Raw genomic sequence first — 13413 nt, 5'->3', positions numbered from 1 at the left:
AGGTTCCTATTGTCGCCGATATTCATACCAAACTAGGGGGGAAAATTGAGAAAGCTTGCTTCTTGTCTTGCCGGGCTCGCCGCGTTCGCGACACTTTCTTGTGCGGGCGTCGAACAGATTAACTCAGCACCCCCAGGGCGCACCCTGTTTGAAGGTTATGAATGCCGCTATGCGAAGACGCTCACTTACGGCGCCTTTTCTTCGAATTTCAAAGTGCGCGAGGACGGGACCCTGTTCGAAGGGCATTACCTCAGCTGGAATTATGAGCCACCCTATGTGCCGCTTGAGCCGATTGAAAATGCCGGCGAATACCGATCATGGGAGCCGAGATTCAGTGCATCATGGTATCGCGACAAAAGCGGTCAAGTTTCAATCGATTATGGAGTCATCCATATCACCCGCCATCTGTTTCCAACTGATCCAAAGGTTGCGCGCAAACCTCCGCTGTTGCGCCTAGGCTTGCGAGCCGATCCCGACGCACCCAATTTCAGCGGGTCCGGCTTCATTGAGGCCCAACCACAACGTGCAGGTAGCCTGTTTATTCGGTCCAACTGGACCGAGTTTCGTGCCTTCTTTCGCGGGACTGACAGGCTCTGGCTGGTCGCGCTTAAGGACGACCGTCACATCGTCGATAGGATTGAACTCAATCGTGCAATGCTGACTGAGCTTATGGAAGCACAGCCTATTGCTGTGTCCGAGCTGAATGACCTACGCGCGAATTTTCGCGAAGAATGCGAGTTTACAGATGATCTAGAGGGCGATCCGATTATCGTGACTTAGCGCGCCCACCCTTTGTTGGCCGGCTCCAATGTGTCGAGGAATTTCTCGGCGCTATCGAGGTAGTCCTGCTTCTTCTCATCACCCATCCGGTCCCACGTCGCATAGATGCGGCCAATGCGGTGATTGCTTGAAAGCCGATCGCGGTGGCGGTCCATGAAATGCCAATAAAGCGGATTGAACGGGCAGGCATCATCGCCCGTCTTCTGGCTGACCTTGTACCGGCATTCTTTGCAGTAATCGGACATCTTGTTGATGTAGTTCCCGCTCGCCGCGTAGGGCTTCGTCGCCAGCTTTCCGCCATCGGCATACAGGATCATGCCGCTGACATTGGGCAGTTCCACCCATTGATAAGCATCGGCGTAAACCGCGAGAAACCAGTCCTGAACGTCCTGCGGATCGATCCCTGCGAGCAGGCAGAAATTACCGAGCACCATCAGGCGCTGGATGTGGTGGGCGTGTCCGTTGTTGTGGGTTGAGCGGATGCAGTCTGACAAGCAGCGCATATCCGTTTCACCCGTCCAGAAGAACTCAGGCAGCGCGCGGTTGGCGTCGAGCTCGTTGTCGCTCCCCAGACCCGGCATGAAGAGCCAGTAAAACCCGCGCACATATTCGCGCCAGCCGATGATTTGGCGGATAAAGCCCTCAACCGAATTGAGCGGCGCTCTGCCGTCTTCGTACGCCTGTTCAGCGCGCTCACACAGCTCCATCGGGTCAAGCAGCCCGCAATTGATGCTGGTCGAAAGCATCGAGTGGAACATGTCGTCCGACCCGTGGACCATCGCGTCCTGATAGGGGCCGAACTTCTCGATCCGCTCGGCGAAGAAAGCATCGGCTGCCTTTTCCGCCTCTTCGCGGGTGACAGGCCATTCGAACGGCTCGAGCCTGCCGAAGTGATTGGCAAATTGGTCTTCGACAAGCGTGATGACTTCGCTTGTAATCTCGTCCGGTTCGAATTTGGGCACTGGTGGAGGATCAAGGTCGCCTTTTGGCGGTTCGCGGTTTTCTTTGTCGTAGTTCCAGTCGCCGCCGGTCGGTTTGCCGTCCTGATCCATCAGAAAGCCGGTCTTTTTGCGCATCTCGCGGTAGAACAGCTCCATGGTCAGCGCCTTGCGTTCGTCGGCCCAATCGCGGAATTCGGCGTGTGAGCAGACAAAACGATCATCGGGCAGCAGCTCGATCGCGCAGGCGAATTTGTCCGGCCATTCTTCTATGGCCTGCTGCACCCGCCATTCGCTGGCTTCGACCACATGAATCGCGCGCGGATCGTGGCGTTCGATGGCGCGGGCGACTTCGCCGGTGAAGCTACCTGAATTGCCTTCATCCGTTAGTTTTACATAGTCGACCGCCCACCCGGCCTCGCGCAGTTCGGCGGCAAAGTGACGCATGGCGGAGAAGATCAGCACGATCTTTTGCTTATGGTGTTTGACGTAAGTCGCCTCGTCCCACACTTCCATCATCAGGATGACGGTATCATACTTGCTCCGCCCGCGGAGGCTGGCGAGATTTTGGGTCAGCTGGTCGCCCAGAATAGGGACGAGGATTGGATTGTCTGAAGGCATGGGACACGAACGCCCCGCGCCGTAAGTCAGTTCCTCTTATTCCTCAGCAGGAAAACGTTTGTCGCAGGCGTCGAGGAAAGCGACCGGATTGCCTTGTTCAAACGCGACGCGGAGGCTTTCGGTGAATATCGGAATTGCTTCTGCCTCAGTTTGGAAATCGACATAAGCAGCAGGATCGGCCTGAACCATGCTGTCGAACTTCGCTTCAAAGCGCTTCGTCAATTCTGCATAGAACTCAGTTTTGCCATCCGATTTGGCACCATCTTCTGAGATAATCCCATTCACGTGCTGAACCAATGTGTAACATGACAACACGGCATCACGGTCCTCATCAGGCAGCTGAGGCACCGATCCCTTGCCGGAAATCCCAAACTTCTGATCGCACTGACCGACAGCTGTGTCGTAGTCTTGATAATTCATGTCTTCGATGAGCTTACTGTCTTTGCCTGGTATCAAGTTGGCGTAAGCGGTCTCCAATTTGAAGTCTTCCGATTTTGCCGAAGCGATCATTGGATACGTGATAATTGCGGCATAGGCAGCCAGCGAAGTAGGCTCACCTTCTTCAAAGTCACCTGCATCGCGGAGTGATAGTGCTTTGGCCACGAAACAAACCGGCGCGGCCTCGGCAAGGCCCGCCGGAATATCGACCGGATCCGGCGTGCAGCCGGCCAGAGCGACTGAGACAGCGGCGAGTGAAAGTGCGGTGGCGCGCATAAAATCCCCCAAAGAAGTTTGCTCGCAGCTTGTTGCACGAAGGCGCGCGGCTTGCACCCGCTTTGTCGATCAAGTTGTGGCTAAACGAAGCTGTAGGGGTCGATGTCGATGCCCACGCGCACACCCGGCGCGAATTCCATGTTGCCGATCCAGTCGCGGATGACGCCTTGCAGATTGGCGCTGCGCCGCGCGTTGATGAGGAAGCGGTAGCGGTATCGCCCTCGCAAAAGTGAAAGTGGGGCAGGGGCAGGGCCAAGAATATAGAGATCATCCACCTTGGGCCTGCGATCACCCAGCCGCGCGGCCGCCTCACGCGCTTCTTTCTCGTCCTCGCTCGACAAGATAATCGCCGCCCAACGTCCGAAGGGAGGCGCGCCAGCATCACGGCGTGCATCGGTTTCGGCTTCGTAGAAAGCGTCGCGGTCGCCATTGGCCAAAGCTGCAATCACAGGTGCTTCGGGATGGCGCGTTTGGATCAGGACTTCACCCGGTTTCGCCCCGCGTCCGGCACGGCCCGCGACCTGTGCGACCTGTTGGTATGTACGCTCGGCCGCGCGCAGATCGCCGCCCTCAAGGCCTAGATCCGCATCGACAACCCCCACCAAGGTAAGCTCGGGGAAGTGGAAGCCCTTGGTCACGAGCTGTGTTCCGACGATCACATCGATGGCCATGTTCTCGGCCTCGGCGATGAATTCCGCGGCGCGGTCCGGTGTGCCCAGAGTGTCCGAGGTGGCTACGGCGACACGGGCAGCGGGGAACAGCTGGGCGACTTCATCAGCGATGCGCTCAACGCCCGGTCCGCAAGCAACCAGACAATCGGCCTCACCGCATTCTGGGCAAGCGTCTGGCGGCTTTGTTTCGAGCCCGCAATGGTGGCAGGCGAGGCGGGCGGACAGGCGGTGTTCGACCAGCCAAGCGCTGCAATTGGGGCATTGGAACCGGTGCCCGCAATTGCGGCACAGGGTCAACGGCGCATAGCCGCGGCGGTTGAGGAACAACAGCGATTGCTCACCTTGCTCCAGTCGCTTCTGCAACGCGTCGATCAGCGGTTTGGCGAGCCATCTTCCGCCCGCGGGCTTCTCGATTGTCAGGTCGATCAAATGCACATCAGGCAATTGCGCGCCGCCAAACCGGCTGGGCAGTTCCAGCTTCGTATACGTGCCCGTGTTGGCCATGTGCAGGCTTTCCAGAGCAGGCGTCGCACTGGCGAGCACCACGGGAATATCCTCAAACTGCGCGCGCATGACCGAGACATCGCGCGCGTTGTAGCGAACACCGTCATCCTGCTTGAACGACACTTCATGCGCTTCGTCGACCACGATCAGGCCAAGATTGGCGTAAGGCAAAAACAGTGCCGACCGCGCGCCGACGATCACCTGCGCCGAGCCTTCCGAAATCGCGCGCCATGCGCGCCGCCGTTCGGTCGATTTTAGCGAAGAGTGCCATTGCACCGGCGGGGTACCGAACCGTTGCTCGAACCGGTGCAAGAAGTTCTCGGTCAACGCGATTTCAGGGAGCAGCACGAGCACTTGCCGCCCCATACGGATCGCTTCGGCAACGGGTTCGAAATAGGTTTCGGTTTTGCCTGAGCCGGTCACGCCATCGATCAGGAACGGCTCGAACGCTTTGGCCTCAACCGCTTTTACCAACGTCTTGGCCACGCCCATTTGATCGGACGACAAGGCTGGCTGATGATAGTCTGGATCGGCGGGCGGGTAAGGGCGATCAATGGCGACCTCGACCGGTTCGATCACCCCTTGGTTCACAAGCCCGCGCAACACCCCTTCGGATACGCCTGCAATCCCAGCCAATTCGCGGATGGTCGCTTGCTCGCCATCCAGCGCTTCGATGGCCGCTTGGCGTTGCGGCGTCATTCGCTCGGGCATGCCGCCTGACAGCCGATATTCGGTCGTGGTGGTTGGTCCACCCAGCGCCCCGCCGCTGGACAGCACCATGCGCGCAACGCTCGCGAGCGGGGCGCAGTAATATTCGGCGGTCCATTCGATCAGACGGCGCAGAGGCTGAGACAATGGCGGCACCGCCACCACTTCGCGCAATGCCCTCAGTTTCGAAGCATCAACTTCCGCGCCCGGCAATCGCCCTTCGTCCCACACAATCCCCGTGACAGCACGCGGCCCCAATGGCGCAACCACAACGCTGCCTGGCTCCACGCGCATCCCCTCGGCCAGCTTGTAATCAAGCGGACCAAGTGCAGCGTTAAGGACGAGAAGGCGGACGCGATTTTTCACTTCGGCCAATATGGGCACGTGCGATGCCATCTCACAAGCCGTGGACGGTTTCTCTCAACGGCTTGGTGTGCGCATACTGCGTGTGCCATCCCATTCTGCAACGAATCGCACAGTTTCCGTGAGAGGACCGCCGCCATGAAATTCTTCGCAGACACCGCCGAAATTGACGAAATCAAGGATCTGGCCGCGACCGGGCTGCTTGATGGTGTCACCACCAACCCATCGCTGATCGCAAAGTCGGGGCGCGACTTTATGGAAGTGACCAAGGAAATCTGCGGCCTGACCGATGGTCCGGTTTCCGCTGAAGTCGTGGCGCTGGATCACGCAACGATGATGAAAGAGGCCGAAGTGCTGCGAAAGATCGCGGACAATGTCTGCATCAAAGTGCCGCTTACGGTCGATGGCCTGAAAACCTGCAAAGCGCTCACCGAAGACGGCACAATGGTCAACGTGACCCTGTGCTTCTCGGCCAATCAGGCGTTGCTTGCGGCGAAGGCTGGCGCAACGTTTGTCTCGCCTTTCGTCGGTCGCCATGATGACAATGGCTTCGACGGGATGGACCTCATCGGCGACATTCGCCTGATCTATGACAATTACGATTTCGGCACCGAAATCCTTGTCGCCAGCGTACGCCATGTCACCCACGTGCTCGAAAGCGCCAAGATCGGCGCCGACGTCATGACGGCCCCACCGAAGGTGATCCACGCGCTGTTCAAACACACGCTGACCGACAAAGGGATCGAAGGTTTCCTCGCCGATTGGGAAAAAACTGGCCAGTCGATCATTTGAGTTGGTGTGAGCCCCTGCAACCGCAGGGGCTCGGTTTCCAACACAGCAATTCCGCGTTCCCGCTTCCGCAGGGGCGCAACGGTTGCTAACGACAACTCAAATGGCTGAAGAATCTCCTCTCGATACATTCAAACAAGCTTTGACCGGAGCCGCGCGAGCAATCTCGCACGACCCGGAGGTTGAGGTTGCCTGGAGCGCGGATGTACCGGGCGCGGCGGGTAACCGTTTCCGTGTGCCGCTGCCTGCGCGTGACCTACCGTCCGAGCAGGTGACCGAAGCGCGCGGCTTTGCTGACAGCTTCGCGCTCAAACTGCGCCATCACAATGCTGGCCTGCACGCCATGGGCGCACCACCCGAGCCGGTGGCGCGCGCGTGTTACGACGCGATCGAGCAAGTTCGCTACGAGGCACTGGGTGCCAACCGTTTTGATGGGATCAAGGGGAATCTCGACGCCGCGACCGAGCTGCGGACTGCGAGCGACCAGATTGTCCGCGCGCAGAATTCTTCTGAGGTACCGTTCCAGACCGCTCTGTCTCTGATGATGCGCGAGAAGCTGACCGGAGAGCCTGTGCCAGAGAAAGCGCAGGCGGGTCTGGCGCTAGTCCGTGACTTTATCGAGGACACGGTTGGCGATGATTTCGCCGCGCTTGGCGAGAAGCTCAACGATCAGGAAGCCTTTCAAAAACTCGCGCTCGATATACTGCGCGATCTCGACCTCACCCGCCCGATGGATGCGCCTGACGAAGCCGACAATGACGAGGGTGATGAGGAAGAAGGCGCCGATGAAGAGCAGGGCGGCGATGAGCAGCAGGAAGGGGACGCCGATCCGCAAAGCGCCGAAGCTGCCGGCGAAATGGCGGAGGGTGAAGGCGAAGGCGATGCCGACAGTGAGTTCGCGCCGGATGACGAGATGCAGGACGGCGAACCGGGGGAGGAAGGCGACGCCTCCAACGCCCCCGTGCGTCCGAACCGTCCGCAGGCAGACATTCCCGAAGGCCTCGAATACAATGCTTTTACCGAGAAGTTCGACGAGGAAATCGCTGCGCCCGAGCTGTGCGACAGTGAAGAGTTGGACCGCCTGCGCGCCTACCTCGACAGCCAGCTGACCGGATTGCAGGGCGTGGTCACGCGCCTCGCCAACCGTTTGCAGCGCCGCCTGATGGCGCAGCAAAACCGCAGCTGGGACTTCGATCAGGAAGAGGGTGTTCTTGACGCCGCGCGGCTCTCCCGCGTGGTCGTTTCACCGGGCACTGCTCTTTCCTATAAGGTCGAGCGGGACGTCGAGTTCAAAGACACGATCGTCACGCTCCTGATCGACAATTCGGGCTCGATGCGCGGTCGTCCGATCAGCATCGCGGCAATCAGCGCCGACATTCTTGCGCGCACTTTGGAGCGCTGCGGGGTCAAGACCGAGATTCTGGGTTTCACCACCCGCGCGTGGAAGGGCGGGCAAAGCCGTGAGGCGTGGCTGGCTGATGGCAAGCCGCAAAATCCGGGGCGTTTGAACGACTTGCGGCACATCATTTACAAACAGGCTGATGAACCGTGGCGTCGCGCACGGCGCAATCTCGGCCTGATGATGCGCGAAGGCTTGCTAAAAGAAAACATCGACGGTGAGGCGCTGCTCTGGGCGCATTCCCGCCTGATCTACCGCCCCGAAGAACGCCGCATCCTGATGGTGATCTCCGACGGCGCTCCCGTAGATGACAGCACTCTAAGCGTGAACTCGGCGGGCTATTTGGAAGCACATCTGCGCGGCGTGATCGAGTGGATTGAGAAGGCTTCTCCCGTCCAACTCGTCGCAATCGGTATCGGTCACGATGTGACGCGCTATTACAGGCGCGCGGTGACGATCATGGATGTCGAACAGCTAGGCGGCACCATCATGGAGCAGCTTGCGGAGTTGTTCGAGGATGAGAAGGGGCCGGGGCGGCGGTGAGCGCGAAACAGCCCAAACGCGAACCTGTAAATCCAAAGCTGCTCGATGTGTACGAGCATGCGAAGGCTGACTTTCCAGGGGCATACGGCCAGTGGCTTCGCATGATCTATGGCTTTATGATTGCGCATAACTGTAGCAATCTCGAAGCGGAAAGGCTGGCGCTTCGCAATCCACATCGACGACGATGGGTCGAGCGAGCAATCAACAGAGGCAATCCTTGTCGCAAATACGCGCTCGCTCATATCCGCATCAACGGGCATAAATCGCTCATCGAACGCGAAGGCGAAACATTCAACTTCAGGATACCACCGCAATGAACGTAACCGAAGCCGTCACCAGCCGCCGCTCTGTGCGGGAGTTTCTCGACAAGCCGGTTGAGCTCGAAACCATCCGCAGGGTTATGGACAAGGCGCGCTGGGCAGCTTCGGGGTGCAATTACCAGCCGTGGGAAGCCTCGATCCTGACGGGGGAGCCGCTCAAAGAGCTTCAGGCCAAGATCACCACCACGCCGCCGCAACAGGCCGAATACAATTGGGACGCGCCCAAGGAAGAGGACGCTTACAAAGAGCGCCTCTATGGCGTTTCGAAAGGCATGTTCGACAGCATGAACATCGCCCGCGATGATGGCGAGGGGCGGATGAAGGCGATGATGCGCAACGCCACCAGCTTCGATGCGCCCGCGGTCATGTTCGTCTATTTCCCGCGCCTGATGCAGGAGGCGCAGTGGTCAGACACCGGCATGTGGCTGCAAACGGTCGCACTACTGCTGCGCGAGGAAGGGCTCGACAGCTGTTTTCAGGAATACATGGCGCTTTACGCCAATGTAATCCGCGACTTCCTCGGCCTCGATCACGAACGCTACATGTTCTTCTGCGGCATGGCGATCGGATATCGCGACCCCGACGCGCCGCTGAACAATTTCGAGCGCGAGCGTGTGTCGCTGGATGATCAGGTGAAGTTTCTCGGTTTTGATTGACCGCGCGCGCCAAGCGCAGCAAAGCGCCCATCGCAATGACCGACCTCAAACTCTTCAATTCGCTCACCCGCGAAATCGAGCCGTTCGTTCCTGTCCATGAAGGCGAGGCACGGGTCTATTCATGCGGTCCGACGGTCTACAATTACCAGCATATCGGTAATATGCGCGCCTATGTGTTTGCCGACACGCTCGGGCGCACTCTGCAATACAAAGGCTTCAAGCTTACTCACGTCATCAACATCACAGATGTGGGCCATCTGACCTCTGACGCCGATGAGGGCGAGGATAAGATGGAGAAGATGGCGGCGTCCCAAGGCAAGAGCGCATGGGACATCGCCAAGTTCTACCAAGAGGATTTTGAGCGCGATCTAGGCCGATTGAACGTCCAGCAAAAGCAACATCCGCGCGCGACCGAATATGTCGAAGAGATGATCGCGTGGGGTGAGCGCATGGCGGACAAGCACTGCTACGAGCTGGAGAGCGGCCTCTATTTCGACACTAATACCGTGAAGGACTACGGGCGGTTAGCGGGGCATGACCCGGAACTAATAAACGAAGCTCAAGAGCTCTCACGCAGACTCCGCAGTATCCCAACGGACAACCCCGCGGAGATCAAGCAAGCCATCTATTCAGAGGTTCAGAATTTCGTCCATATCGCCACGGAGTTGGGGAAGAGCTCACCCGCCAAGAAACTACACGCAGAGCTTCTTCAGATATTCGGAGAAATGCCCTCGCCTGATGACGACCAATTTCTGATAAAGTTCGAGTCAATTACGGCTGAGTTTCGGGCATTTCTCGAAAGGACCAAGAGCGAAGGGCGGATCGAGGCGGTTCAAGGAAAAAGAAACGAAGCCGACTTCGCGATCTGGCGCAAAACCCCGGCGGGCGAAACGCGGCAGATGGAGTGGGACAGCCCATGGGGCAAAGGCGCTCCGGGTTGGCACCTCGAATGCTCGGTGATGGGCGAAAAGCTGCTCGGCTTCCCGTTCGATATTCACACTGGCGGGATTGACCACCGCGAAATCCACCACCCCAACGAGATCGCGCAGAACCAGGCGTTCTGCGGATGTGAGGGCCTATCCGACGCGACCAATTCGGGCGCGAAGATGTGGATGCATAACAACTTCCTCGTCGAGCGGTCAGGCAAGATGTCGAAGTCTTCCGGTGAGTTCCTGCGGCTGCAATTGTTAATAGACAAGGGCTTTCACCCGCTCGCCTATCGCCTGATGTGTCTACAGGCGCATTATCGCAGCGAATTGGAGTTCAGTTGGGAAGGCCTGGAAGCAGCGCTTACGCGGCTGAAGCGAATGGTGATGGCAGCCGAGCGCTTGAAGAACGAGGTCGCCGAACTGCAGGCCGAGCATCCCAAATTCGCTGGACCGCTTACCAAGTTTGATGAAGCAATGGCGGATGATCTCAACACTGCGATTGCTCTGACCGCGCTCGAAGATGCGCTTGCGGTGAAGAAGATTTCGGGCGGCATCAAGCGCGCAGTGATTGAGGCGATGGATGCAGTGTTGGGCCTCAACCTGTTTGGTCTTTCGCGTGAAGAACTGCGCATCCGTCCGACATCTGCCGAGATCACCGAGGCCGAAATCGAAGACGCACTTGCTCGCCGCAAGGCCGCGCGTGCGGAAAAGGACTTCGCCACATCGGATGCCATCCGTGACGAACTCGTTACCAAGGGCGTGGAAGTGATGGACGGCGATCCCCTGGGCTGGGACTGGGTGCTCGCATGACCAAACTCGCTATCTCCGGATTGATCCGTCCGCTGCTCGAACCCCGCCTGCCAGACGATGTCGATGTGCGCTGGTTTATGACTCCCGAAGAAGCCATCGAGGCGGTCAAGGGTGCCGAGATCGGCTGGTTCGATTCCAACAACAAAGACGACATGGTGAAGTCGCTCGAAGCAGCGACCGAGTTGAAGTGGCTCAACTCGATTTATGCAGGTCTCGATTTCCTGCCGATGGAAACCCTGATCGAGCGCGGGATCACCGTCACCAATGGTGCAGGCATCAACGCGATCACCATTGCGGAGTATGTGGTGATGGGGATGCTCAACATCGCAAAGGGTTACCGCGAGGTCGTGCGCGCGCAGGAACGGCGCGAATGGCTGCTGGATAGTCCGGGCAAGCGCGAACTTGCCGGTTCGAAAGCTTTGTTGCTGGGTTACGGCGCGATTGGCAAGCTGATCAAACCGCGGCTTGAAGCCTTTGACGTCGATGTGACGGTGGTGCGCCGTTCGGGTGGTGAAGGCGTGCTGACGCCCAATCAATGGCGCGACAAGCTCGGTCAGTTTGACTGGGTGATCCTCGCTGTACCTGCGACGCCAGAAACCGACGGAATGATCGGTGCGGATGAGCTTGCGGCGATGAAATCGGATGCCGTGCTCGTTAATATCGCGCGCGGGCAGGTGATCGACCAGCCGGCCTTGGTCGAGGCGCTTCAGGGCAAGCAGATCGGCGGCGCATTTCTTGATGTGACCACGCCGGAGCCGCTGCCGGCCGATGATGTCTTATGGACGCTCGACAATGCACATATCACCATGCACCTTTCGGGCCGAGCGCAGGACAAGATGTTCTTCCGCAGTGCCGATCGTTTTCTCGACAACCTCGACAAGTATCGTCGCGGCGAGCCGATTGGTCCGATCTTCGATCCCAAGCTTGGCTATTGAGCGCGGTCACTCATCGGGTAAGGTGAATCCCGAAATAGGAGACCGCCCGAATGTCCGACCAAACGAACAGCAGCACCAAAGCCTCTGATCTGTTTGTCGAATGCCTTGAGGCGGAAGGCGTCGAATATGTCTTCGGCGTTCCGGGTGAGGAGAACCTCGACCTGCTCGAAAGCCTCTCCAACTCCTCAATCAAGCTGGTTTTGACCCGTCATGAGCAAGGCGCCGGCTTTATGGCCGCGACCTATGGGCGGCACACCGGCAAAACAGGGGTATTTCTGGCGACACTTGGCCCAGGTGCGACCAATATGGTGACGGCGGTTGCCTACTCGCAGTTGGGCGGAATGCCGACGCTCGCGATCACTGGGCAAAAGCCAATCAAGCATTCCAAGCAGGGGCGGTTCCAAATTCTCGACGTAGTCGACATGATGGGCCCGATCACCAAATTCACACATCAGCTGCATTCGGGCGACAATGTGCCAAGCCGCGTGCGCGAGGCGTTTCGGCTTGCCGAAGAGGAAAAGCCCGGCGCGACGCATCTCGAGCTGCCCGAAGACATTGCCGCCGAAGAATCGACCAGCCGCCCGATTGCGGCCAGCATTGCGCGGCGCCCCTCTGCTGAAGTGAAAGCGGTGCGCCTAGCAGTTGAGGCTATCGAGAATGCGAAATCTCCCGTGCTTGTCATCGCGGCGGGCGCAAATCGCCGGATGACCAGCAATATGCTGCGCGAATTCGTCGAGAAAACTCGTATCCCTTTCGTCACCACGCAGATGGGCAAGGGCGTGCTCGACGAACGCCACCCGCTGTTTATCGGGTGCGCGGCGCTTTCGTCAGGCGACTTCTGTCACCGCGCGATCGAAGATGCCGATCTGATCATCAATGTCGGTCACGATGTGATCGAGAAACCGCCGTTCTTTATGAACGAGACCGGCGCCAAGGTAATCCACATCTCCAACACTACCGCTGAGGTGGATCCGGTGTACTTCCCGCAGATCGAAGTGATCGGCGATATCGCCAACGCAATTTGGCAGATCAAGGAAACGATCACGGTTCAGGAAAGCTGGTCTTGCGGGCGCATGCTCGAATATCGCGAAGCGGAGCTTAAACATTCGCAGCCGCTCGAAGACGATGCGCGCTTCCCGATCTTCCCGCCGCATCTGGTGAAGCAGGTGCGTGAAAGTATGCCAGAGGACGGCATCATATGCCTCGACAACGGCATCTACAAAATCTGGTTCGCGCGCAATTACACCGCGTACCGGCCGAACACTGTCCTGCTAGACAACGCGCTTGCGACGATGGGTGCAGGGCTGCCCAGCGCGATGATGAGTGCGATGCTCTATCCCGAGCGGCGATCCATGGCGATCTGCGGCGATGGTGGGTTTATGATGAACAGCCAGGAGCTGGAAACGGCGGTGCGCCTCGGCCTCAATCTCACCGTGCTGATCCTGCGCGATGATGCCTATGGGATGATCCGCTGGAAACAGGCCAATATGGGTTTCAAGGATTACGGTCTCACCTACAACAACCCCGATTTCGTCAAATATGCCGAAAGCTACGGCGCGCATGGCCACCGCGTGACCAGCAGCGAACATCTCGCCGATGTGCTTGCCGAAACCGGAACGGCGAACGGCGTTCATGTCATAGACTGCCCAGTGGACTACAGTGAGAATGATCAGATCTTGAACCACGATATCAAAGATTTGAGCGCGGCTTTGTAGAGCGCGCGCCAATGCAAC

Annotated in this window: 11 protein-coding genes; 8 read left to right on the top strand and 3 right to left on the bottom strand. The window is 58.5% G+C overall.

The window, feature by feature from the left end; translation table 11 throughout:
• Positions 1–45 precede the first annotated feature (45 nt).
• Complete coding sequence (locus AC0V6K_RS01865) at positions 46–780, top strand: hypothetical protein (protein ID WP_472624226.1); 735 nt, start codon at positions 46–48, stop codon at positions 778–780.
• Here the strand turns inward: AC0V6K_RS01865 and AC0V6K_RS01860 are convergent.
• The 3 genes from AC0V6K_RS01860 to AC0V6K_RS01850 form a co-directional block, all read right to left on the bottom strand.
• A complete protein-coding gene (locus AC0V6K_RS01860; protein ID WP_472624224.1) occupies positions 777–2339 on the bottom strand; it encodes a cryptochrome/photolyase family protein in 1563 nt (520 codons plus the stop codon). The two genes, AC0V6K_RS01865 and AC0V6K_RS01860, sit on opposite strands and share 4 nt — an antisense overlap.
• Positions 2340–2375: 36 nt before the next feature.
• Complete coding sequence (locus AC0V6K_RS01855) at positions 2376–3053, bottom strand: hypothetical protein (protein ID WP_472624222.1); 678 nt, start codon at positions 3051–3053, stop codon at positions 2376–2378.
• A gap of 80 nt (positions 3054–3133) precedes the next feature.
• Positions 3134–5302 (bottom strand): primosomal protein N', encoded by a 2169-nt coding sequence (locus AC0V6K_RS01850; RefSeq protein WP_472624220.1) that lies wholly within the window; start codon positions 5300–5302, stop codon positions 3134–3136.
• 135 nt (positions 5303–5437) lie between these two features.
• On the opposite strand from AC0V6K_RS01850, the gene fsa reads away from it, so the two are divergent.
• The 7 genes from fsa to AC0V6K_RS01815 all read left to right on the top strand — a co-directional run bounded on the left by fsa (position 5438) and on the right by AC0V6K_RS01815 (position 13395).
• Positions 5438–6091: a fructose-6-phosphate aldolase gene (fsa, locus tag AC0V6K_RS01845; RefSeq protein WP_472624218.1), complete on the top strand. Its 654-nt coding sequence runs from the start codon at positions 5438–5440 to the stop codon at positions 6089–6091.
• Between the two features lie 100 nt (positions 6092–6191).
• Entirely contained in the window at positions 6192–8030 is a 1839-nt protein-coding gene (cobT, locus tag AC0V6K_RS01840; RefSeq protein WP_472624216.1) for a cobaltochelatase subunit CobT, read from the top strand.
• On the top strand, positions 8027–8347 hold the full coding sequence (locus AC0V6K_RS01835; RefSeq protein ID WP_472624214.1) for a hypothetical protein: 321 nt from the start codon (positions 8027–8029) through the stop codon (positions 8345–8347). Before cobT ends, AC0V6K_RS01835 begins: the two co-directional genes overlap by 4 nt.
• Positions 8344–9006, top strand: coding sequence for a nitroreductase (locus AC0V6K_RS01830; RefSeq protein ID WP_472624212.1), 663 nt, complete (start codon positions 8344–8346; stop codon positions 9004–9006). The genes AC0V6K_RS01835 and AC0V6K_RS01830 overlap by 4 nt, the downstream gene beginning before the upstream one ends.
• A 35-nt stretch (positions 9007–9041) precedes the next feature.
• The gene (locus AC0V6K_RS01825; RefSeq protein ID WP_472624210.1) at positions 9042–10745 is read left to right on the top strand and encodes a cysteine--tRNA ligase; all 1704 of its coding nucleotides are present in this window, start codon (positions 9042–9044) and stop codon (positions 10743–10745) included.
• A complete protein-coding gene (locus tag AC0V6K_RS01820) occupies positions 10742–11680 on the top strand; it encodes a D-2-hydroxyacid dehydrogenase (protein ID WP_472624208.1) in 939 nt (312 codons plus the stop codon). Before AC0V6K_RS01825 ends, AC0V6K_RS01820 begins: the two co-directional genes overlap by 4 nt.
• Before the next feature lie 50 nt (positions 11681–11730).
• A complete protein-coding gene (locus tag AC0V6K_RS01815) occupies positions 11731–13395 on the top strand; it encodes an acetolactate synthase large subunit (protein WP_472624206.1) in 1665 nt (554 codons plus the stop codon).
• Positions 13396–13413: the final 18 nt, after the last annotated feature.

The organism is Erythrobacter sp. S43 (assembly GCF_057364955.1).
The sequence above is the reverse complement of the archived record's forward strand: the minus strand, read 5'-3'. Positions and strand labels throughout refer to the sequence as shown.